Genomic DNA, 20299 nt, shown 5'->3' on the forward strand with positions numbered 1-20299 from the left:
TTTGTCTCGTCGCCCGGTCAGGCCAGTGCCTTGCTCGTGTCTGCCAGGGCTTCCGTGTCCACTGCCCGGCCCTGGTTCATCCACTTGCGCGCGAGCTTCAGCTCGCGCGCGTTGTTGACGGCGATGACACCTCTCACATGCCCGTCGCCCACGAAAAACAGCGTTGCGCGCCGCGCGGCGAGCTCGCCGCGCACGACGAGCTGCGCATCGGCCGGCAGATCGCCGAGGATCTGCAGGTTCACGTCGTACTGATCGGACCAGAACCACGGAATCTCCGCGTATGGCGCGCGCACGCCGAGCACCGCCCTCGCGGCCGCGATCGCCTGGTTCTGCGCGTTCGCCCACGATTCGAGCCGCACGCGGCGCTTGAGCCAAGCGTTGTGGTGGTTCGCAACGTCGCCGCACGCGAACACGGCCGCGTCGCTCGTCATCCCGAATTCGTCGACGACGATGCCGTCGTCGACCGCGAGCCCGGCGTCGGTCGCGAGCGACGCATTCAGCGCGAGGCCGATGCCCGCGACCGCGAAATCGGCGTCGATCGTCGTGCCGTCCGCGAGGGTCGCGCGGACCTTCGACGCGTCGTCGGGCTGCGCGTCGAGCGACGCGAGCGACGCGCCGAGCCGCACGTCGACGCCGTTCGAGCGATGCAGGTCGAGCAGGAAGTCGGACACGAGCTGCGGCACCGAACGCCCGCACAGGCGCGGCGCGCCTTCGACCACGACTGCTTCCACGCCGAGCTTCCGCGCGGTCGCGGCCACTTCGAGTCCGATCCAGCCGCCGCCGATCACGAGCACGCGCCGGCTCGCGCGCAGCTTCTCGCCAAGCGCGGCCGCGTCGTCGAGCGTGCGCAGGTAATGCAGGTTTGCGGTTCTGACCAGCGATGCCGGCAAGCGGCGCGACGTGCCGCCGGTCGCGATCACGAGGCGGTCGTATTCGACCTCGCGGCCGCTTTCGGTGCGCACGACACGGCGTGCGCGGTCGATCGACGCCGCGCGTTCCGGCTGCCACGCCTCGATGTTCAGCGACGCGAATTCATCGGGATGCACGACGCGCACGGTCTCGATGTGCGCGTCGCCGGCGAGCACCGCCTTCGACAGCGGCGGGCGCTCGTACGGCAGGTGCGGCTCGTCGGCGATCATCACGAGCCGGCCCGTGAAGCCTTCCGCCCGCAGCGTCTTCAGCACCCAGCCGGCGGCCTGCCCGCCGCCGATCACGACGACGGTTCGCACCGCGCCGGCTTCGTTCGTTGCGTCAGTCATGATTTGCGCTCCGTCATGAACTTGCCTTCCGGCGCCTTCGCATTTTTCTGGCGGCGCGTGTTGCCGTCGAGGCCGCCGTCGACCGCCCATTCGGCGAACACGGTCGGGCCCGGCTCGAACTCGCGCGGCTGCCAGTCGGGCGTCAGCACGTCTTCGTCCGCGTAGTATTCGATCAGGCCGCCGGCCGGGTTCTGGAAGTACCAGAAGTACGCGGACGACACCGGATGCCGGCCCGGCCCGAGCTGGGTCGCCCAGCCGCAGCGGTCGATGTGCATCCCGCCGCCGAACACCTCGTGGATGTCGCGCACCGTGAACGCGACGTGGTTCAGGCCGCGCTTGCCCGTAGGCAGCGCGAGCAGGAACAGGTCGTGATGGCCGCCGTGCGGCGCGCAGCGCATGAACGCGCCGCGGCCCGGATAGCGGTCCGACGTCTCGAAGCCGAGCAACGCGTGATAGAACTTCTCTTGCGCGTCGAGCGCGTTCGTGAAGAACACGACGTGGCCGACCTCGACCGGCTCCGCGCGTTCGTAGATCGTGCTCGGCGTGTCGACGCGCAGCGTCTCGCCCCATACGTTCGACAGCGAGCCCTTCACGTCGAGCGAGCGCTTGCGCGTGACTTCGATGCGGATCGCCATCCCGTTCGGATCGATGCAGCCGACCGCGTCGTCGTGCGCGTAGTAGCCGGGCTGGCCCGCCAGCTTGCCGCGCAACGCGTCGAGTTCCGCGGCCGTCGCGACGCCCCACGTCACTTCGCGCAGCGTCGGACCCGCCTCGAATGCGGGCGGCAGCGCCGGATCGTCGGCCTTGACGACCAGCACGGTGCAGCCGTTCATCGTCTCGAAGCGCGCGCGCGTGTCGTCGTGCGCGACTTCCTTGAGCCCCCAGTCGGCGAAGAAGCGCCGGCAGGTCGCCAGGTCGTCGACGCCGTACGTGATCTGCTCGATGCCCAAAATGCTCATTGCGTCATTCCCCTTCGCTCAGTTCGCCCACGGCAGCGGCGCGTCGTTCAAGCCCCAGTACATGCTCTTCTGCAGCATGTACTCGCGGATGCCGAGGCGCCCTTTCTCGCGGCCCATCCCGCTGTCCTTCCAGCCGGCGAACGGCGTCGAGATCGAGAACTGCTTGTACGTGTTGATCCACACGGTGCCCGTCTCGAGCGCGCGGCCGATCCGCCATGCGCGCTTGTAGTCGCGGGTCCAGATGCCGGCCGCGAGGCCGAACACGCTGTCGTTCGCTTCAGCGATCAGCGATGCCTCGTCGTCGAACGGCAGCACGACGAGCACCGGGCCGAAAATTTCTTCCTGGCAGATGCGCGCGCGATTGGTCAGGCCGTCGAGGATCGTCGGCAGGTAGAAGAAGCCCTGCTCGCGGCCGTCGCCGGCCGGACGCTCGCCGCCGCACAGCACGCGGCCGCCCTCGTCACGGCCGAGCGCGACGTAGCGCTCGATCGACTCGCGATGCTGGCCGGTGATCAGCGGGCCCATCTGCGTGCGCTCGCTCGACGGATCGCCGACGCGCAGCTTGCGCGCGCCTTCGACGAGCCGCGACACGAACGCGTCGTAGATGCCGCGCTGCACGAACAGCCGCGAACCGGCGATGCACGATTCGCCCGACGAGCTGAAGATCCCGTACAGCACGCCGTTGACCGCGTGATCGAGATCGGCGTCGTCGAACACGATCGTCGGCGACTTGCCGCCGAGCTCGAGCGACAGCGGCATCAGCTTGTCCGCCGCAAGGCGCGCGATCCCGCGGCCGACTTCGGTGCCGCCGGTGAACGACACCTTCTTCACGCGAGGATGGCGCACCAGCGCGTCGCCGACCACCGAGCCCTTGCCCGGGATCACCGATACGACGCCGCGCGGCACGCCGGCCTGCTCGACGAGGCGCGCGAGTGCGAGCGACGCGAGCGGCGTCACCTCGGCCGGCTTCAGCACGACCGCGTTGCCGGCGGCCAGCGCCGGGCCGAGCTTCTGCGCGTCGGACGCGATCGGCGAATTCCACGGCGTGATCGCCGCGACGACGCCGAGCGGCTCATGCACGCTCATCGTCAGGAACTCGCCGCGCGACGGCGTCAGCTCCTCTTCCATCGTCTCCGCGCACGCGGCGAAGTAGCGGAACGTGTTCGCCGCGCTCGTCACGAGCGCGCGCGTCTCGTTGATCGGCTTGCCGTTGTCGCGGCGCTGCAGCTGCGCGAGCCCTTCGTGATTCGCGTTGATCAGGTCGGAAATGCGGTACAGCACCGACGCGCGCTGATGCGGCTTGAGGCCGGCCCAGTCGGCCTTGCGCCATGCGGCGTCGGCAGCCTCGACCGCTTCGTTCGCATCGGCCGCGTCGGCCATGTGGATGTCGGTGTTCAGCGACTGGTCGGCCGGATAGAAGTTCGGCGTCTTGGCGCCGCGGCCGTTGCGCCATTCGCCGCCGACGAGGATCTCGCCGTTCGGCACGAGGGAAGAATCGAATGCAGTCATGTCAGCCTCCGCCGGGCCGCGCCACGCGTAGATGGATTGGCTTTCGGGGGATGGGGGGGCTGCGCCCCCCCAAGCGAACGCAGTGAGCGTGGGGGTCGTTTCATATCGGTTGCGTCCTCAGCCGGTTCAGATCACGCAGCGGGCCGCGCGGTTGCGCAGCGCGCGGATCGCGCTGAACGCCGTCAGCGCGGAAGTCTTCGGGTTGTCGGGCAGCGGCTTGCCGCTCATTTCGAGCGACATCTCGCCGAACGCGCCGCGCGCGATGATCCGGTGCACGTTGCGCGTCACGGCCGGATCGGCGATCAGGCGCACGTGCGTCTGGTCGAGGCCGAGCCCCGCGAGCGCGACGGTCGCCGCGACGTTCGCGTTCTTCGGGTACAGCCGCGCGGCGTCGCGCGCGGTGCCTTCGAAGATCACCTGCTCGTCGGTCATCGCGCGCAGGTCGCACAGTGCCTCGGCGGGCGTGCCGAGCCAGCCGAGCGGCGGCTTGCGGCCGACGTACAGCACCTCGTCGAGGCCGCCCTGCTTCGCGGCGGCCAGCGCGTCGATGCCGCCGATCGCGCCGGACAGCAGCGTCAGCGTCGCGTTGCCTTCGTCGGCGGCCTGCGACAGCGCGTCGAGCAGCGCGAGATCCGACAGCGCGCCGATCGACGCGACCGCGCAATCGGTGCCGGCCTTCAGCAGCGGCACGACGTGATCGACGAGCGCGCTGTGGCCCGCGCATTCGAGCGCGAACTCGGGACGGTGCGCGAGCGCGCCGACCGACGACACGACCTCGACCGCGCCGCCGAGCGCGCTCTGCACCGCGTCGCGCTGATGCTCGGGCACGATCACGTGCGCGACGCGCAGCGACGCGTCGTGCTCGACCGCGTGATAAACGGCCGCGCCGATCGCGCCGAAGCCGATCATCGCGACATCGACGGGCGCATGCCCGTGCGCGTGCGCGTTATGCATATTGACGCTCCTCGGGCGCTTCCTTCTTCACGGGCGGGCCCGCGAACGCCGACGCGAACGAGCCGACCGACAGCATGTCGACCTCGACGAGCACCGGGCCCTCTTTGGCCAGCCCTTCGCGCACGATGCCTTCGGCCTGGTCGAGCGACGTGATCCGGTAGTGCGTGAGGCCGAAGCTCGCGCAAAACTGCGCGAAATCCGGCTGTTGCAGTTCGACGAAGCAGCGGCGGCCGCCGTAGTGCGCGTCCTGGATGTTGCGGATCACGCCGTAGCACTGGTCGTTCATCAGCACGATCATCACGTTCGCGTTTTCCTGCACGGCGGTCACGAGTTCGCCGACGTTGACCATCAGCCCGCCGTCGCCGACGAGGCAGACCGTCTTCGCCGCCGCGCCCGCGAGCGCCGCGCCGATCCCCATCTGCATCCCCTGGCCGATGCCGCCGCCGAGCGCATGCACGCCCGCGCGCGGCTCGAAGATCTTCAGCAGGCGGTTGCCCCACGTGCTGTTCGAGATCGTCACGTCGCGCACCCAGTTGTAGTCGCGGCCGACCGCGGCCTGCAGCGTGTCGACGAGCTGCTTGTAAGGCCCGAGGCCCTTCGCGACGTCGGCGACCGCCTGCTCGCGCGCCGCCGCCAGATCCGCCGCGAATTGCGGATCGACGGCGAGACGCCCTTCGAGACGGTCGGCCAGCTCGGCGAGCACGCGCTTCGAATCGCCGTGGATGAACAGGTCGTTGCGATAGCCGCGGTTGTCCGCGAGCGCTTCGGCATCGACGCGGAACAGCGGCTGCGGCAGCGCGAGCTTGTACTTCAGCGTCTCGTTGCCGCGCAGGCGCGAGCCGACGACGACGAGCGCGTCGCAGGTCTTGTAGAACGCTTCGACCGCCGCATGCACGTTGAACGCGCCGAGCGTCGCCGGATGGTCTTCAGGCAGCACGCCGCGGCCCTGCACGCTCGTCACGACGCCGAAGCCGAGCTTCACGAGGCGTTCGACTTCCGCGCGTGCGTGGCGCGCGCCGCCGCCGAGCCACAGCAACGGGCGGCGCTTGTTCGCGAGCGCGTCGGCGAGCTTCACGACACGCGCGCTGTCGTGCTCGCGCACCGCGACATGGGCGGGCGCGAGGTCTTCGGGCCAGTCGATCTCGGCGGCCTGGATGTCGATCGGAATCTCGACGGACACCGGGCCCGTCGGCGCGGTCTGCGCGATGCGCACCGCTTCGCGGATCGTCGGCAGCACGGTCTCGACCGTGCGCACGCGGAACGCGGCCTTCGAGATCGCGCCCAGCATCGTCAGCTGGTCCGGCGCTTCGTGGATGTACGCGAGATCCTGATCCAGGTACGGCGTCTCGATCTGGCCGGTGACGTGCAAGAGCGCGGTGCCGGCGGTCAGCGCCTCGACCATCGCGCCGGCCGCGTTGCCGGCCGCCGTGCCGGTGCTCGTGAACGCGACGCCGAGGCCGCCCGACACGCGGGCGAGGCCGTCGGCCATATTGACCGCGCCCGCTTCGCCGCGCGCGCCGACGTAGCGGATGTTGCCGCGCGAATTGATCGCGTCGAGGATCGGCATGTTGTGGATCGAGATGACCCCGAACGCGGTCTTCACGCCGCACTGCTCGAGAAAGGCGGCGATCAGCTCGCCAACCGTGATTTTGTTAGACATGGCGTGCAAAGCCTCCAGAAACGTCGATATGGCTGCCCGTCGTGTAGGACGACAGATGCGTTGCGAGATAAAACAGCGCCCAGGCGGCCTCGTCAGGCCGGCCGAAGCGGTTCAGCGGAATGTGCTTGTTGCGGGCGAGCGCGCCTGTCCACGCTTCCCAGCTTTCGCCGGACTGCGCCTGCGCTTCGTAGCGGCGGCGCCACTGACCCGACTCGACGATGCCGATCAGGATCGAGTTGACGCGAATGCGCTGCGGCGCCAGCTCGTTCGCGAGCGACTTCACGAGGCTCAGCACGCCCGCGCGCGCCGACGACGTCGCGACCATGTGCGGCTCCGGCTGCAGCGCGAGCAGCGAGTTCACGCAGGTGATGCTCGGCGCGGCCGCGTCGCGCAGCATCGGCAGGAATGCGCGGGTCGGGCGGATGATGCTGAAGTACTTCAGCTCGAGCTCGTCGCGCCACGCGTCGTCGGTCGTATCGGCGAAGGTCGACACGCGGCCCTGGCCCGCGTTGTTGATCAGCATGTCGGCGCGGCCGAAGCGCGCTGACACGGCCTGCGCGAAGCCGGCGACATCGCCTTCGTCGAGCACGTTGCAGCGCGCGGCGAGCAGCTGCGCGCCCGGGTATTTTTCGCCGAGCATGGCCTCGGCGCGCGCAAGACGCTCGGCGTCACGACCGCAAATCGCGACCGACGCGCCCGCCTGCAGGAACCGTTCGGCCGTCGCGAGCCCGATGCCGGACGAGCCGCCCGTCACCACCGCAACCTGTCCGGTCAAATCGATCTGGATCATCACAACCCCAAAGCCTTCAGAAACGTATGCTCGTCGTCCGAGCGGTAGTTGAGCCGCCGCGACAGTTCGGCCGCCGCGCGCTGCACCTTGTCGACCAGGCCGTCCGCGATCAGCACCGCGTCGATCTCCGGGCGCGGCACCGTCACCGTGATGCACGCGACGATCTTCTGCGTGTCGTTGCGCACCGGCGCGGTGACCACCGAGATGCCGCGCTCGAACGACGAGTTGCTGACGCCGTAGCCGCGCAACGCGTCCTCGCGGATCACGCTGTACAGCGCGTCGACCGTGTCCGGCGTCGCCTGCGTCATCCGCTGCAGCGCGCCTTCCGGATACAGCGCGCGCAGCTCGCCCAGCGACAGGTCGCCCATCAGCACGTGGCCGTGCGTGGTCGCGTGCGCGGGCAGCCGCGTGCCGACGTTCACCCGGATCGAGCTGAACACCGGCGCCTGGCTCTGCGCCTTCGCGACGAACACCACGTCGCGGCCGTCGCGGATCACGATGTGCGTCGTGAAGCCGGTTGCGTCGCGCAGGCTTTCGATCACCGGCAGGCCGAGATCGGTCAGCTCGAGCGAGCTCAGGTATTCGAAGCCGAGCCGCAGCACCGCGATGCCGAGCTTGTAGTTGCGGTCCTTGTCCGCGCGCTCGAGGAAGCCGAGCGATTCGAGCGTCTGCAGCAGGCGGAACACCGTCGTGCGCGGAATGCCGAGCCGCTTCGACAGCTCCGGCGCGCCGAGCACCGGCTCGCGCGGCGAGAACTCCGCGAGAATCCTCAAGCCCCGCTCGAGGCCCGGCACCACGTAGTTCGCTTCGCCCTTCGCGCCTTCGGTTTCGTTCAACAGCGGTTCGCTCATGCCATCCCCCGCTGCGCGTCGCACTGACGGCAGAACCCGTCGATCAGCGCGGAATAGACGGCCGGCGCTTCCACGTAACCCGCATGCCCGACCTGCGGAATCACCTGCAGCCCGACGTGTGCGGCCGCGGCGATCCGCTCGCACGCGGCGGGCGGCGTGATCGCGTCGTTCGCGCCGACGGCCACCGCCGCGCGGCCGCGAAAGCCCGCGAGGTCGGATGCGAGATCGGCGTTCGCGAGCAGATGCGTCGCCTGCGCGTAGCCGGCCGGCACGATGCGCGCCATGTTCCAGCGCACCCAGGCGCGCGCGTCCTCGCACGCGTTGCCGGACAGCATGTTGCCGCTGCGCTGCGCGGCGAGCCCGGCGGGGCCGAGTTCGTCGAGCATCGCGAGCCGCGCGTCGCGGCGCGACGCGCGCGTCTCGGCCGGCGCGCTGCCGTAGCCGCCCGCGGGCGAGATCAGCAGCAGCCCGGCGACGCGCTCCGGCATCACGCGGGCGAAGCCGCCCGCGACGATCGCGCCGAGCGAATGGCCGACCAGCACGCAGCGGTCGACGCCGAGCGCATCGAGCCACGCGCCGAGCGACGCCGCGTAGTCGGCGGCGGCCGGCGATGCGCCGCGCACCGGCGTCGACGCACCGTAGCCGGGTGCGTCCCAGGCGAACACGCGCCGCGAGGCGCCGAGCGCATCGAGCTGACGCACCCACGACGCGGCGCCCGAGCCGATGCCGTGCAGCAGCACGACGGGGTGCGCGCGGCCGGCCAAGGTGCGACCGGCCAAGGTGCGATCCGCATGCTGCGCGCCGGCCGCGCGATAGCCGATCGTGCCGGCCGCGCCGGCCGCGCAGCGCTGCTCGGGAAACCGCTCGAGCAGCGCCGCGAAGCTCGCGATGCGCTCGCGCGCACGTTTGTCGATGACACTCATCGCTTCACCTGTCCGCGCTCAACGCTTGATCTTCGCGAGCGGCGAATCCGGCGGATACGTCGGCGTGATCGGCTTCGGCGAACCGAGCATCACGCACATCAGCGCGTCTTCCTCGCCGATGTTGATCTCCGTGCGGTACACGCCCGGCGGCACCGAAATCAGGTCGCGCTCGCCGAGGATCGCTTCCCAGGTCTCGCCGTCGCGCTCGCAGATCACCTTCATCTTGCCGCGCAGCACGAAGAAGATTTCCTCGACGTCGATGTGGATGTGGCTCGGGCCGATGTTGCCGGCCGGGATCACCATCGTCGAGAACGTGAAGTTGCCGGCCGGCACCGTGTTGACGTCCTTCGCGACGCCCGTGCCGCCCGTGCCGACGTAACGCATCTGCGCACGGCGATACGTCGGGTCGTAGTCGGCCTGGAACTTCAGCGCGTCCCAGTCGTAGCGCCGCGTCGCGTAGCGCGCGACGCGCCCTTCCATCCAGTCGGCAAAGCTCGCGCTTTCCGGTTGATCCCACGACTTGCGTTCGATATCGGCGTCCGCCATCGTCATCTCCTAAAGAGTGGAAACCATCAGTTCATTACGAAGCCGCCGTTGACCGGCAGCAGTTGACCCGTCACGAAGCGCGCGGCGTCGGACAGCAGGAACAGCACCGGGCCCGTCACGTCGTCGGGCACCTGCGCGCGCGTCAGCGCGCGGCCCTGCTGGTAATACGCGTGGCGCTCGGCCGGCACGTAGGCCGTCGCCTCGACTTCGGTGAGGCCCGGCGCGATCGCGTTGACCGTCACGCCGTGCCCGCCGAATTCGCGGGCCTGCGCGTGCGTCATCGCGATCACCGCGCCCTTGCTGGCGACATACGCGAGCAGCTTCGGCGCGCCCCACAGCGCGGTGTCCGACGCGAGATTCACGATCGCGCCGCGCCCCGACTGCGCGAGGTACGGCAGCGCCGCATTGCTCGCGAGCCACAGGCCGCGCACGTTCACGTTCATCACCGCGTCCCAGGTCGCGGCGTCGAGTTCCGTCGACAGCTTGCCGCCCGAGTTCGTGATCGCCGCGTTGTTGATCAGGCCGTCGATGCCGCCGAGCGCCGCCGCGCCCTGCGCGACGAACGCATGAACGCTGGCCGGATCGGCCAGGTCGAGCGCGAAGAAATGCGCGGCGTGGCCCTGCGCCGCGAGCTGTGCGGCGAGCGCGCGACCCTCGTCGGCCAGCACGTCGCCGAACGCGACCTGCGCGCCGGCGGCGACGAGCGCCTTCACGAACGCCGCGCCGAGACCGCGCGCACCGCCGGTGACGAGCACGCGCCGGCCGGCGAGCGACACGACCGGAGCGTGGTCAGCCATGAGCGGACTCCGACGCGGCGTGCGCCGCGCGATGCGCGTCGAGCGCGGACAGATGCTCCTGCGCGCGCTGGCGCAGCATCCGGCGCACGCGCGTGATGCCGACGTCGTGCTGGTACAGGTATTCGTGATCGCGTGCGTTCGGCGCGAGGCTCTCGAGCACGTAACGATCCTGCTCGAGCACGTCCCAGTGCAGGCCTTCGAGGCGGTTGCGGTACATGAAGCGCCACACGTCGCGCTGCCAGCCGCTGACCTTGCGGGTGCGCCAGAAATAGACCTGGCAGTGGTCGTCGTCGACCGGCGTCGCGAAGCCGATGATCCCGAAGTTGCCGCCCGGGCCGAACTTCTGCTTGTACGGAATCGCGAGACGCATCCACAGGCAGCCGGTCTCGCCGAGCTCGACCCAGTCGAAGTTCACGTCGCGCTGGCCGACCTTCTCGAACATCAGGCCCGTTTCCGTCTTGCGCACGCGCATGTCGGCCTGCTTGTCGCCTTCGGCCATCGAGTGCGACGTCGCGTGCAGGTACGCGCCGTGCATCGGGTCCATCACGTTGTCGATCGCGTACTGGTAATTGCACGTCCAGTTCGACACGCAGAGAAAATGCGCGAACTCGCCGGCGACCAGTTCTTCCGGCAGGTTCAGCGGCGCGGCTTGCGCGTGCGCGTCGTCGCCGAACCACAGGAAGATCGCGCCGGCCTGCTCCCGGACCGGATACGACTTCACGCACTTCGTGCCTTCGAGCGGACAGTTCGACACGGCCGGCACGCGATTGACCGTGCCCGAGCCGTCGACCTCGACGCCGTGATACCAGCACGCGAGGTTGCCGCCGAGATTCCAGCCGAGCGACAGGCGCGCGCCGCGGTGCGGGCAGCGATCCTCGAGCGCGTGGACCTGGCCGTCGTGGTCGCGCCACAGCACGATCTGCTCGGACAGGCGCGTGAGGCCGACGGGCGCGTTCGACACCTGCCAGCTCGGCGCGACGGGATACCAGTAGTTCTTGATGCCGCGGTCGAGATAGTCGCGGACCGGGTCGGATTGGGAGGCGTGTTGTGCGGGGGACGTCATCAGTGTGCTCCGGATTCGGTTGTCGTCTTGGCGGGGCGTACGGTTATTCCGCGAGCGAGGCCATCTCGGCGCAGAAGCGCTCGGGTGTCCACGGCGCGCCGTCCGGCGCGCGGAAGCCGAGACGGTTCAGGCCCGCGACGACGTCGTCCAGCTCGGTCGCGCCGGCTTCGAACACGCGTTCGAGCGCGTCGCCGAGATCGTTCTCGTATTGCGTGGGCTCGGCCTTGCGGGTCTGCCAGACGCGGTTCTCGACCTGGCCCGGGATCTCGATCTGCCCCTTGCCCGCGACGTTGTTCGGCTGCGGCGCCACCCACGGCTTCAGGAAGGGATTGAAGTTCACGGTCGCTTCTTTCATTTCATTCCACCTTGATCTGGATTTCCTCGCCGGCAAGCCGCACCGCGTACTGCTTCAGCGCGCGGCCGCCCGGCCCCTTCAGGCACTGGCCCGTCCTGATGTCGAACACGGCTTCGTGCAGCGGGCATTCGACGGTGCCTTCGTCCACAAAGCCCTGCGTCAGCAGCGCATACGCGTGCGGGCACACGTTTTCGAGCGCGTACACCTCGTCGCCGACGCGGTAGATCCCGATCTCGACGCCGTCGGTCCGCTTGAACTCGATCGGCGTGTCTTCCGACAGCGCGCCGGCGTGCCCGGCGCAAATCCATTGTTCAGACATCTCTCACCCTTCCTTCTGATCGACGCTTGGCTTGTTCCATACCCGGAACAGCAGTTTATGGATGGTGATTATAGGAGCGACTTTCCGGGAGAAAAACAAAAAGCTGTGCGTCCTAGGGAAAACACCGACCAACAGGTCGGCGATTGCCGCGACGCGCTTGAAATTTCGAAAATCCGCTTATGTTTCGCGTATTTGCGGGCCATGTCAGGATGCGGCCGGGCGATGACAGCCATCTCCGGCCGCTGCTCAGACCCGATAAATTTATTTTTTTCCGCATTTCCCGCCGCCCTATACTTCATTCCACCAGAGGCACATTGTTCCTTATATGGAACATGAAAGTGTCCATCTTGTGGTGGATGTGCGCAGCAGGCAGGTCGGCCGGTGCGCGCGCCCGCCCCGTATTCATTCGAGCGAGAGCGTCAGGAAGGAGATCAAATGGTCAAGCAAGCGGTAGCGGCGGCGGTCGTCGGGTTCGGCGTCGCGTCCGGCGCATGGGCGCAGAGCAGCGTGACGCTGTACGGCAGCACGGATGCGGGCGTCGCCTATGTGAACAACGTCGGCGGCCACGCGAAGTGGGCGATGATCCAGGGCAATACGCAGCCCGACCGCTGGGGCCTGAAGGGCAAGGAAGACCTGGGCGGCGGCCTGTCGGCGATCTTCCAGCTCGAAAACGGCTTCTATACGAACAACGGCCAGTTCGCGACCGCGAACACGATCTGGAACCGCGCCGCGTGGGTCGGCCTCGATTCCACGCGCTACGGCACGCTGACCCTCGGCCGCCAGACGCCGCTGTCGTTCGACTATCTCGATCCGCTCAGCACCGCGTACCTCGCGGCGAGCTGGTACGCGTTCCATCCGGGCAACATCGACGGCCTCGCCGCGACCGGCAACGTGCCGTACAACAACGCGATCAAGTACCGCTCGCCGAGTTTCGCGGGCTTCAGCGCCGCGGCGGTGATGGCGCTCGGCAACACGACGAACTTCTCGACCGGCAAGTCGGTCGGCGTCGCGCTGAACTATGCGAACGGGCCATTCAAGGCGTCGGCCGTCTATTCGAGCGAGCACGACCGTTCGATCCTGATCGGCCAGACCGGGATCGCGAACTTCCAGGGGCAGAACACCGCGAACGGCTATCTCGCGAGCAAGGTCGAGAACATCGGCGCGGGCGCGTCGTACCAGTTCGGCGACTTCCTCGTGCACGGGCTCTACACGCGCGCGAAGATGCAGTCGAACGGCCATTCGGACACGTTCCAGAGCTACGACGCCGGCGTGAACTACCGCACCAGCCCGTTCAACACGATCGCGGGCGGCGCGGCGACGTCGACGCTGGCGGGCCGGCGCTGGACCCAGCTCGAGCTAGGCGACATCTATGCGCTGTCGAAGCGCACGCAGCTCTATGCGAACGTGCTCGTCGAGCACGCGTCGGGCGGCGCGAAGGCGGCGTTCTTCACGGCCGGCGTGTCGAGCACGGCGAACCAGGTCGTCGTGCTGGCGGGGATCCACCACTCGTTCTGACGCGGTGGCTGTGCCGCGTACGGTCGCGCGCGACGCAGCGGCTGCGGGCCGTCAAAGCTTCGGAATGCGGATCCGGCTGATCATCAGCGAACCCGACAGGCCGAACACCAGCGTCAACGGATGAAAGACCCAGCCGCCCGGCGCGACCTCGCCGAGCCACATGCTCGGGCCGATCCCGCCGCAATAGGTGGCGACGGCCAGCATCAGCACGATGACGATCGAGGTCGGAATCGGCGTGCCCTCGAAGTACGTCACCTTGCCGGCCTCCTGCGACAGCGCTTCCGCCGTCACGTTGTAGCGCGCCAGCCGCGACACGCCGCACGCGACGAAGTAGACGAGCAGGAACCGGTCGACCATGCCCCGCATCCCGCACCCGTAGCCGATGACGGCCGGCGCGACGCCGAACGAAATGACGTCGGCGAGCGAGTCGAGCTCGCGCCCGAGCACCGACGACTTCTGGCGCCAGCGCGCGATCCTGCCGTCGAGGATGTCGAATATCAGCGCCGCGACGATCAGGCCGGCTGCGTAGTAGACGTGCAGCACATCGCCGGTGGCGATGTACGAGATGATCGAGAAAATGGCGCTGGTGCCGCAGACGGCGTTGCCGAGCGTGAACCAGTCGGCCAGGTGGAATTCCCGGATCATCGAAAACCGCCGGACGGGTTTTGTCTTGTTCATGTCTGTCTGTCAGTCGGGTCGAGGACACGCGCGAGGCCGGCGGCGGTGCCTTCGCCTCTTCGTTCGGATTGCGCTTGCCGGCGCGGTATTGTGCCACTCCATCGTCCGGCCCCGGGTCCGGCGGCGACGCGATCCGGCCATCACACGGCGCGGCCGAGCGCGACGCGCGGACAACGCGTAGCATCACCGCATCCCGACGACAGGAGACGACCGTGGCCGTTTACTTGCTGGCGCAGCTTCGCTTCACGCAACGCGACGCGTACGACCGGTATCAGGCGCGCTTCATGGACGTATTCCGCAGGTTCGGCGGCCGCCTGCTGGCCGCCGACGAAGCGCCGGTGGCGCTCGAGGGGGAATGGGACCGGCACAAGGTGGTGCTGATGTCGTTCCCCGACGAGGCGTCGTCGCGCCGGTTCGTCGAATCGCCGGAGTATCAGGAAATTTCCACGGATCGCCATGCCGGCGCCGACACGCTCGCGCTCCTCGTGCACGGCCTGCCCGCGCCGGACGCCTGAACGCGGCGGCGGCCCGGCCGCGCGTCAGAACATCGCGACCTTGTGGCGCGCGTGCGCGAACGTCGGATCGCTTTCGAGCGGACGATAGTTCAGGCGTTGCGACAGGTCGACCGCCGCGCCGCACACGGCTTCGACGAGGCGCTCCTTCTCGCTGGCCTCGCCGATCTCCGAGCGCGGCACCGTCGCGGTGATCGCCGCGACGATCGAGCCCGAATGGTCGCGCACCGGCGCGGTCACGGCCGAGATGCCGGCTTCGAACGCGGCCTCGCTGACCGCGTAGCCGAGCCGCGCGTAGTAGCGCACGCGCTCGTACAGCTCGTCGACCGTGCCCGGCGTGCGCTCGGTGAACTGCTCGAGACGCTTTTCCGGATACAGCTGGCGCAGCGCGTCGCGCGTGAGGTCGCCCATCAGCACGTGGCCGTGCACGGTCGCGTGCGCGGGCAGCCGCGTGCCGACGTGCACCTTCACCGAGCCGAACATCGACGCATGGCTCTGCGCCTTCGCGACGAACACGACATCGCGCTGGTCGCGGATCAGCAGATGCGTCGACAGGCTGGTCGTATCGCGCAGCCGTTCGAGCACCGGCGCGCCGAGATCGGTCAGCTCGAGCGAGTTCAGGTATTCGAAGCCGAGCCGCAGCACGCCGACGCCGAGCCGGAAATGGCGGTCGCCGTTCACGCGCTCGAGAAAGCCGAGCGCTTCGAGCGTCTGCAGCAGGCGGAACGTCGTCGTGCGCGGAATGCCGATGCGCTTCGACAGCTCGGGCGCGCCGAGCACCGGCTCGCGCGCGGAAAACTCGGCCAGGATCCGCAGGCCGCGCTCGAGGCCCGGCACCAGATAGGACGACGCGCCGCCGGCCGACTCGTCGTCGCCGGCCGCGACGGGTTCCGGCGCGTCGTGCTCGGCCGCGGCCCGGCCCGCCGGCCGCGCCTTCGCGGCAGGAGGTTTGGTCGCGCCACTCATCGTTGTCTTGGCCATGTGGACATGGACGGAAGGAAATCGATCACGAAACAGGTCATGGATCAGCGTGGAGATTCAGCCATGCTACCTCAGCGCGCGCCCGGGTTTGCACCCGCGGGCATCGCCGGGGCGCGGCATGCGCATCCACGATCCATTGAATAGTCAGACACGATCGAGAGGATATCAGCGATAGACGGCACGACGCCATGCGGATATCGCCGGACGATGGGTGGGCGCGGTCGCGGCCCTTCGTCGATTCGACGCAGGTTCACCCGGTCGTTTACAGGCGCGACAGGTATACGCGAATGTTCGTCCTGTCATACACGAAGGTTCCGTCATCCCCGGCGGCAAGCACCCGCGTGAGGTCTACCGGATACAACCACCCGTTCCCCAGACGCCCCCCGTTCACGGCCCGGATCCGGGTGCCGCCGACGGCGATCGCCGCATGAAAGGCACTGCCGCCCCGGGAGAAGCCGACTGCGGTTCCCGCCGGAATGCCTGCCCGCCCGTTCCATTGACTGCCGGCCTCGAAATTGAACCGCGGCCGCCAACTCTGAGCGCTCGTGTCGAGCAGCATGCCGGGCGTGATCAGCGAATGACTTTGGAGCAGATACCTGACAAAGGCGGCGGCATCGTAGCAGATGCCCCTGGAAACATACTCGGAGATGTTGGCCATGCCGCACATCAGTGCCTGCGCGTGTTTCTGCTTCTCGGCGAAGCCGGACTGGGCGACATGCGCGCCCAATTGAGTGAGTTGCATGGTCGGATCCTTTTGAGGAAGAGGCGCGTCATCATCCCGTCAACGCATTAACGTCATATCTTATTACGATAAGAGATCGGTTCGAAAAGGCCGCTCGGTACGCCTAAAGATGTTCCAGCAGACGAGCGAACGGCCAGACATTGCGCGGAAGGTACGCTTACCCCGGTCGCTGGTTCTACGCCACGGGTTGGCTCAACGATGATTCGAGATAAGACGTGATCGGGGAGACGTCGGACAGAGAAGAAGACGCGGCGATATACGAATCGGGGCGAACCAGGATCATTTGATTCGCATACGGGCCATTCTCTTCCGGAATCCGAATCACTTTGACGCATGCCGGCAGATCCAGGGCTGCCTTGCAGTCGCCGAAGACGAGAAGCGTGAAAAATCGGTAGTCCAGCAGCGAATAGATGCGCGTATCGGCCTGCTCCCCGGTGTTGCGGACCATGAAGTCGAGCAAGCGCTTGCCGTGAAGCGCGTGCTCGCCGTAGCGAATGCCCATTCCCGTTATGTAGCCGGCTCTTTTCTCGACGATTTTGACGTAGTCATCCGCGTGCGTGCCGTCCTTGGAGTACTTGGTGGAACGCACGAGCTCGCTGGACGTCTCGACCACGCCCATCGCCACCGGCTTGCGCTCTTGCTCGTAGGTGTGCAGCAGCGCCGTCGGTGCGCCAAAGCCCAGCACCATGCCGATCTTCCACATGATGTTGAAGGCATCCGCGAGGCCGGTGTTCAAGCCTTGACCGCCATTCACCGAGTGAATGTGGCAGGCATCACCCGCCAGGAAGATCCGGTCGGCAATTGCATAGTGCTCGGCCACCGATTCCTTCACCGAGAACTGCGAGAACCAGACGAGCTCCTTGAAGCGCAGCGCGTGCGGCTGCATCGCGCGGTTGATCTTGGCGACCGCCTGTTCGACCGTGAATTCCTTGGTATCCATGCGAACATAAAAGCGGTCGAGGTTCCCCTCGCGTGGAATCCATGCCACGTCGGAGGTCTCGGCCTGAAAGACGATGATTTCCGGCACCTTCTCGAAGTCGGTCTCGATGACGCCATCCAGGACCGCCCAGATCAATTGCGGACGCGTCACCTCGAACGGAACCTTGAAGCGGTCACGCACGAACGAACGTGAGCCGTCCGCGCCAATCACGAACCTGGACTTGATGGTCTCGCCGGTCGACAGCGTCGTCGTGCAGCCATCATCGGCGACCTCGATATCCGTGACGGACGTGTTGCGTCGTACCGCGGCATCGACATCCCTGAGCTTCCCGTCCAGCAACTGCTCGACGAACGACTGCCCGAGCATCAGGAAGTGCTTGTGAAAGCAGCCTTCCAGCGCTTCCCACCACGTCGACTGACGCGAAACGAACTTGCCGCCGGCCCACACCGAGCTGGTGTTGCATGGCTTCCCCTTGGGATAGAGATCGTCGAACAGATCGATGATCTCGAGCAGTTGCAAGGTGCGCGCATTGAGCGCGTCGGCCCGCCCTGCCTGAAGCGGCGCCGCCGATTTATCGACGACCACCGTCCGCAGATTGCACAACCGTCCCAGGTACGCGCAGAGAAGCCCCACCGGACCCGCGCCGACGATGACGACGTCTGTTTCCGGCGTGCTCATGCGTATGCCACCAGGTGGGGGTTGTCGAGCGGCGGGTTGCCAAGCACGTGCACACGGCGCAAGTGTCGCGGCGCGCCGCTCGTGAACCCTTCCCGACCATGGAGCAGCGTGTAGTTATCCGAAATCACGACGTCGCCGGTCTGCCATGCGTGCGCATAGAAGTTCTCGGGCGCGTACAGCGCTGCGCGCAAACTGCGATGAAAGTCGTTGATGTCGGCTTCGTCAATGCCCGTGAACGTCAGGGTCGGACGATTGACGAAGCTCTCGTCGCCTTCGACGGATGGCTCGTTGTAGCGGACGACCGGAAAACCGCTCACCGGGTGAGTCGTGACGATCGGCGCAATCGTCTTGCTGTCGTAGAACTCCATCTTGCGATGATAGACGCCAGTCACCTTGTCCCAGAGCGCGCGGGCCTGGGGCGCAGCCCGCTCCAGCACTGCCTTCGTGTTCGAGAACGTGGTGCGTCCGCCCTGCTCGGCCTGCGGAGCACTGACGCAATGGAATATCTGAAACTCCGGCACCTGTTTCCGGTACATGCCATCCCAGTGAAGGGGCACGTAGTTGTTGTCGAAGATGTGGTCAGCGGGTTTTTCGTGTTCGACCAGCTCGAGGACCTTGCCGAACGGCCACTCGCTGATCTCGCCCCAGCCACCGCAATATTCGACGAAGTCCTCGGTGCCATCGAACGTATCGAAACCTCGAAGCACCAGCAAGTGGTGTTGCCGCACCAGCTCGCGCATGCGTTCGGCCGGCAGTTCGCGCACGTCCGCCTTGCCGGACGCCGGCCGCACCATCAATCCGAACGGCGTAACGTTTGTGGTCTCGTAGTTCACCCTCATTCCTCCATGTCGGCAGCGCCGAGTTCTCGATAAGACAACGCCGAACCATCGAGCACGTAATGGCTCGGACGTCCGTTTTGAAAGACGAGCTCGGCGCCCGCCGCTTCGGCCTCACGTCGCTTGAGCAACCTGAAGCTGCCGTTCACCAGTGCCGCGACGCCGTGCCAGGGCGTGAGCCATCCGTCCGCCGTCTCCATCATGTGGATGCCGATCTTCCTGCTGCCGCAGCCCTGCGGGTGGATCGACAGGCGGACCGCATCGGGAAAGATGGTCGCGAGGAGCCCGTCCCATGCCTTGCTGCGCAGCACGACCTGGTACGCGCGCTCGCGGCATTCCTTCTGCAGCGCCGTCTTGCTGATCTCCATATCGGGTCGGGTGGCGTCCTCGACGAGAAATCGCGTGATGCCGCAATACATGCGCTGGGCCTCGCCGCCGGCCCGGACGGCAGCCTGCAGCTCTGCGAGGGGCTGGCCATGGCTTGCCATGAGGCGCGTGCGCATCTCTTCGAAGCCGCTGCCGGGAAAGACGTCATCCAGGTTGAAGGTGCTGAGCGCGCTCGCGCCGAGCTCTTCGATCAACGCCGAGATCCCCTGTTGGTAGGCAGTGACGTCGCTTTCGTTCATCCCGACCGCGTCGCTGAAGACGCGGCCGTCCGAGCACAGAATGATGCGCGCCCCTGGGGCGTACACGGCGCCGATGCGCTTGCAGAGATCGTTGAGAAACGCGAGCGACTGCCGCTCGGCCATGTCCGGCGTCGGGCCGAGCACCTTGCCCGGGTTTGGCGATTTGGCGGGAAACGATGGCAGGACGAAAACGACGGGCTCGTCGCGCTCGATCGCCTTGATGACTCGGTCGAGATGCGGACCAAGACATGTCGTGCACAGTGGGCCCTCGCAAGGGCTCCGGGCCGCGACACGGCGATGCTTCATCACAAGCCCCAGGATCTCCATCGCTTGTGCGTGGGCAGGTTGATCGGACGGACAGCGGTTCTCGGGGGGCGCGTAAGAAAAGGCAGTGTGCATCAATGATCTCGAGATTGGATCGGGTTGATCGTGATTAAAGGGATGCGGACAGACATGCGCGGATCCGCACTGCGCACTGCATTTAACTCGTCGATATATCAGGAAATGCCGCCGATACTTTTAACATTAAATAATGTTTCAGTCGAGACTATCTCGCCGCTGCCGCGGCGACAAGCATCGTTAGTCGAACGATCCGTTCTTACGTATCTCCCGAAGCCTGATTCATTGGAAATCGCCCCGCCGGCGGGTCATTCAGCGTCACCACACGAAACAATTGGCGAAATCGGTTTATATATTGAAACTCAGATCCATCTCGATCCGACACGATCGGAAACAAAACTTACATCCGAAACACAATGCGAAATCATGTCACACGGATTTTGATCCAATTGTTTTAAATTATCAGA

The 20299-nt window shown here is 67.0% G+C and carries 21 protein-coding genes; 2 read left to right on the forward strand and 19 right to left on the reverse strand.

Features of this window, described 5'->3' with window-relative positions; all coding sequences use genetic code 11:
* Window positions 1–17: 17 nt before the first annotated feature.
* The 13 genes from B7P44_RS27050 to B7P44_RS27110 form a co-directional block, all read right to left on the reverse strand.
* Window positions 18–1259 (reverse strand): NAD(P)/FAD-dependent oxidoreductase, encoded by a 1242-nt coding sequence (locus tag B7P44_RS27050; protein ID WP_084908978.1) that lies wholly within the window; start codon window positions 1257–1259, stop codon window positions 18–20.
* The gene (locus B7P44_RS27055; RefSeq protein WP_084908979.1) at window positions 1256–2218 is read right to left on the reverse strand and encodes a VOC family protein; all 963 of its coding nucleotides are present in this window, start codon (window positions 2216–2218) and stop codon (window positions 1256–1258) included. The genes B7P44_RS27050 and B7P44_RS27055 overlap by 4 nt, the downstream gene beginning before the upstream one ends.
* 18 nt (window positions 2219–2236) lie before the next feature.
* A complete protein-coding gene (locus B7P44_RS27060) occupies window positions 2237–3727 on the reverse strand; it encodes an aldehyde dehydrogenase (protein WP_084908980.1) in 1491 nt (496 codons plus the stop codon).
* A 126-nt stretch (window positions 3728–3853) separates the two neighbouring features.
* Window positions 3854–4681: an aspartate dehydrogenase gene (locus B7P44_RS27065; protein ID WP_084908981.1), complete on the reverse strand. Its 828-nt coding sequence runs from the start codon at window positions 4679–4681 to the stop codon at window positions 3854–3856.
* A complete protein-coding gene (locus B7P44_RS27070; RefSeq protein WP_084908982.1) occupies window positions 4674–6341 on the reverse strand; it encodes a thiamine pyrophosphate-binding protein in 1668 nt (555 codons plus the stop codon). Before B7P44_RS27070 ends, B7P44_RS27065 begins: the two co-directional genes overlap by 8 nt.
* On the reverse strand, window positions 6334–7131 hold the full coding sequence (locus B7P44_RS27075) for an SDR family oxidoreductase (protein ID WP_084908983.1): 798 nt from the start codon (window positions 7129–7131) through the stop codon (window positions 6334–6336). The genes B7P44_RS27070 and B7P44_RS27075 overlap by 8 nt, the downstream gene beginning before the upstream one ends.
* Window positions 7131–7982 carry an IclR family transcriptional regulator gene (locus B7P44_RS27080; protein ID WP_084908984.1) on the reverse strand — a complete coding sequence of 284 codons (852 nt, stop codon included), beginning with the start codon at window positions 7980–7982 and terminating at the stop codon, window positions 7131–7133. The genes B7P44_RS27075 and B7P44_RS27080 overlap by 1 nt, the downstream gene beginning before the upstream one ends.
* Window positions 7979–8905, reverse strand: coding sequence for an alpha/beta fold hydrolase (locus B7P44_RS27085; RefSeq protein WP_084908985.1), 927 nt, complete (start codon window positions 8903–8905; stop codon window positions 7979–7981). Before B7P44_RS27085 ends, B7P44_RS27080 begins: the two co-directional genes overlap by 4 nt.
* A gap of 18 nt (window positions 8906–8923) precedes the next feature.
* Window positions 8924–9451, reverse strand: coding sequence for a cupin domain-containing protein (locus tag B7P44_RS27090; protein WP_084910045.1), 528 nt, complete (start codon window positions 9449–9451; stop codon window positions 8924–8926).
* Window positions 9452–9477: 26 nt separating this feature from the next.
* A complete protein-coding gene (locus tag B7P44_RS27095) occupies window positions 9478–10248 on the reverse strand; it encodes an SDR family oxidoreductase (protein ID WP_084908986.1) in 771 nt (256 codons plus the stop codon).
* Entirely contained in the window at window positions 10241–11311 is a 1071-nt protein-coding gene (locus B7P44_RS27100; RefSeq protein ID WP_084908987.1) for an aromatic ring-hydroxylating dioxygenase subunit alpha, read from the reverse strand. Before B7P44_RS27100 ends, B7P44_RS27095 begins: the two co-directional genes overlap by 8 nt.
* A gap of 43 nt (window positions 11312–11354) precedes the next feature.
* Window positions 11355–11666, reverse strand: coding sequence for a recombinase-like helix-turn-helix domain-containing protein (locus tag B7P44_RS27105; protein WP_084908988.1), 312 nt, complete (start codon window positions 11664–11666; stop codon window positions 11355–11357).
* Between the two features lies 1 nt (window position 11667).
* A complete protein-coding gene (locus B7P44_RS27110) occupies window positions 11668–11985 on the reverse strand; it encodes a non-heme iron oxygenase ferredoxin subunit (RefSeq protein ID WP_060256840.1) in 318 nt (105 codons plus the stop codon).
* Window positions 11986–12420: 435 nt separating this feature from the next.
* Here B7P44_RS27110 and B7P44_RS27115 point away from each other — a divergent pair, with 435 nt between their 5' ends.
* Window positions 12421–13500: a porin gene (locus B7P44_RS27115; protein ID WP_084908989.1), complete on the forward strand. Its 1080-nt coding sequence runs from the start codon at window positions 12421–12423 to the stop codon at window positions 13498–13500.
* Between the two features lie 51 nt (window positions 13501–13551).
* On the opposite strand, the gene pssA is transcribed toward B7P44_RS27115, so the two are convergent.
* Entirely contained in the window at window positions 13552–14178 is a 627-nt protein-coding gene (gene pssA, locus B7P44_RS27120; RefSeq protein WP_084908990.1) for a CDP-diacylglycerol--serine O-phosphatidyltransferase, read from the reverse strand.
* A gap of 212 nt (window positions 14179–14390) precedes the next feature.
* Here pssA and B7P44_RS27125 point away from each other — a divergent pair, with 212 nt between their 5' ends.
* Complete coding sequence (locus tag B7P44_RS27125) at window positions 14391–14693, forward strand: DUF1330 domain-containing protein (RefSeq protein WP_084908991.1); 303 nt, start codon at window positions 14391–14393, stop codon at window positions 14691–14693.
* Window positions 14694–14717: 24 nt separating this feature from the next.
* Here the strand turns inward: B7P44_RS27125 and B7P44_RS27130 are convergent, their stop codons facing one another.
* The 5 genes from B7P44_RS27130 to B7P44_RS27150 all read right to left on the reverse strand — a co-directional run bounded on the left by B7P44_RS27130 (window position 14718) and on the right by B7P44_RS27150 (window position 19892).
* The gene (locus B7P44_RS27130; protein WP_088511535.1) at window positions 14718–15671 is read right to left on the reverse strand and encodes an IclR family transcriptional regulator; all 954 of its coding nucleotides are present in this window, start codon (window positions 15669–15671) and stop codon (window positions 14718–14720) included.
* 262 nt (window positions 15672–15933) lie between these two features.
* The gene (tecA, locus tag B7P44_RS27135; protein WP_084908992.1) at window positions 15934–16413 is read right to left on the reverse strand and encodes a type 6 secretion system effector deamidase TecA; all 480 of its coding nucleotides are present in this window, start codon (window positions 16411–16413) and stop codon (window positions 15934–15936) included.
* Between the two features lie 175 nt (window positions 16414–16588).
* Entirely contained in the window at window positions 16589–18031 is a 1443-nt protein-coding gene (locus B7P44_RS27140; protein ID WP_084908993.1) for an FAD-binding protein, read from the reverse strand.
* On the reverse strand, window positions 18028–18870 hold the full coding sequence (locus B7P44_RS27145) for a TauD/TfdA dioxygenase family protein (RefSeq protein WP_088511536.1): 843 nt from the start codon (window positions 18868–18870) through the stop codon (window positions 18028–18030). The genes B7P44_RS27140 and B7P44_RS27145 overlap by 4 nt, the downstream gene beginning before the upstream one ends.
* Window positions 18867–19892 carry an L-tyrosine/L-tryptophan isonitrile synthase family protein gene (locus B7P44_RS27150; RefSeq protein WP_231716716.1) on the reverse strand — a complete coding sequence of 342 codons (1026 nt, stop codon included), beginning with the start codon at window positions 19890–19892 and terminating at the stop codon, window positions 18867–18869. Before B7P44_RS27150 ends, B7P44_RS27145 begins: the two co-directional genes overlap by 4 nt.
* Between the last annotated feature and the right edge of the window lie 407 nt (window positions 19893–20299).

It is taken from the genome of Burkholderia ubonensis subsp. mesacidophila, from assembly GCF_002097715.1.
GTDB lineage: Bacteria > Pseudomonadota > Gammaproteobacteria > Burkholderiales > Burkholderiaceae > Burkholderia > Burkholderia mesacidophila.

Coding starts and splice junctions, on each gene's coding strand:
- B7P44_RS27115 (WP_084908989.1), top strand. CDS start 12,421: ATGGTCAAGCAAGCGGTAGCGGCGGCGGTCGTCGGGTTCGGCGTCGCG.
- B7P44_RS27100 (WP_084908987.1), bottom strand. CDS start 11,311: ATGACGTCCCCCGCACAACACGCCTCCCAATCCGACCCGGTCCGCGAC.
- B7P44_RS27060 (WP_084908980.1), bottom strand. CDS start 3,727: ATGACTGCATTCGATTCTTCCCTCGTGCCGAACGGCGAGATCCTCGTC.
- B7P44_RS27050 (WP_084908978.1), bottom strand. CDS start 1,259: ATGACTGACGCAACGAACGAAGCCGGCGCGGTGCGAACCGTCGTCGTG.
- B7P44_RS27140 (WP_084908993.1), bottom strand. CDS start 18,031: ATGAGCACGCCGGAAACAGACGTCGTCATCGTCGGCGCGGGTCCGGTG.
- B7P44_RS27145 (WP_088511536.1), bottom strand. CDS start 18,870: ATGAGGGTGAACTACGAGACCACAAACGTTACGCCGTTCGGATTGATG.
- B7P44_RS27110 (WP_060256840.1), bottom strand. CDS start 11,985: ATGTCTGAACAATGGATTTGCGCCGGGCACGCCGGCGCGCTGTCGGAA.
- B7P44_RS27150 (WP_231716716.1), bottom strand. CDS start 19,892: ATGCACACTGCCTTTTCTTACGCGCCCCCCGAGAACCGCTGTCCGTCC.
- tecA (WP_084908992.1), bottom strand. CDS start 16,413: ATGCAACTCACTCAATTGGGCGCGCATGTCGCCCAGTCCGGCTTCGCC.
- B7P44_RS27070 (WP_084908982.1), bottom strand. CDS start 6,341: ATGTCTAACAAAATCACGGTTGGCGAGCTGATCGCCGCCTTTCTCGAG.
- B7P44_RS27080 (WP_084908984.1), bottom strand. CDS start 7,982: ATGAGCGAACCGCTGTTGAACGAAACCGAAGGCGCGAAGGGCGAAGCG.
- B7P44_RS27075 (WP_084908983.1), bottom strand. CDS start 7,131: ATGATCCAGATCGATTTGACCGGACAGGTTGCGGTGGTGACGGGCGGC.
- B7P44_RS27095 (WP_084908986.1), bottom strand. CDS start 10,248: ATGGCTGACCACGCTCCGGTCGTGTCGCTCGCCGGCCGGCGCGTGCTC.
- B7P44_RS27105 (WP_084908988.1), bottom strand. CDS start 11,666: ATGAAAGAAGCGACCGTGAACTTCAATCCCTTCCTGAAGCCGTGGGTG.
- B7P44_RS27055 (WP_084908979.1), bottom strand. CDS start 2,218: ATGAGCATTTTGGGCATCGAGCAGATCACGTACGGCGTCGACGACCTG.
- B7P44_RS27090 (WP_084910045.1), bottom strand. CDS start 9,451: ATGGCGGACGCCGATATCGAACGCAAGTCGTGGGATCAACCGGAAAGC.
- B7P44_RS27130 (WP_088511535.1), bottom strand. CDS start 15,671: ATGGCCAAGACAACGATGAGTGGCGCGACCAAACCTCCTGCCGCGAAG.
- B7P44_RS27085 (WP_084908985.1), bottom strand. CDS start 8,905: ATGAGTGTCATCGACAAACGTGCGCGCGAGCGCATCGCGAGCTTCGCG.
- B7P44_RS27065 (WP_084908981.1), bottom strand. CDS start 4,681: ATGCATAACGCGCACGCGCACGGGCATGCGCCCGTCGATGTCGCGATG.
- pssA (WP_084908990.1), bottom strand. CDS start 14,178: ATGAACAAGACAAAACCCGTCCGGCGGTTTTCGATGATCCGGGAATTC.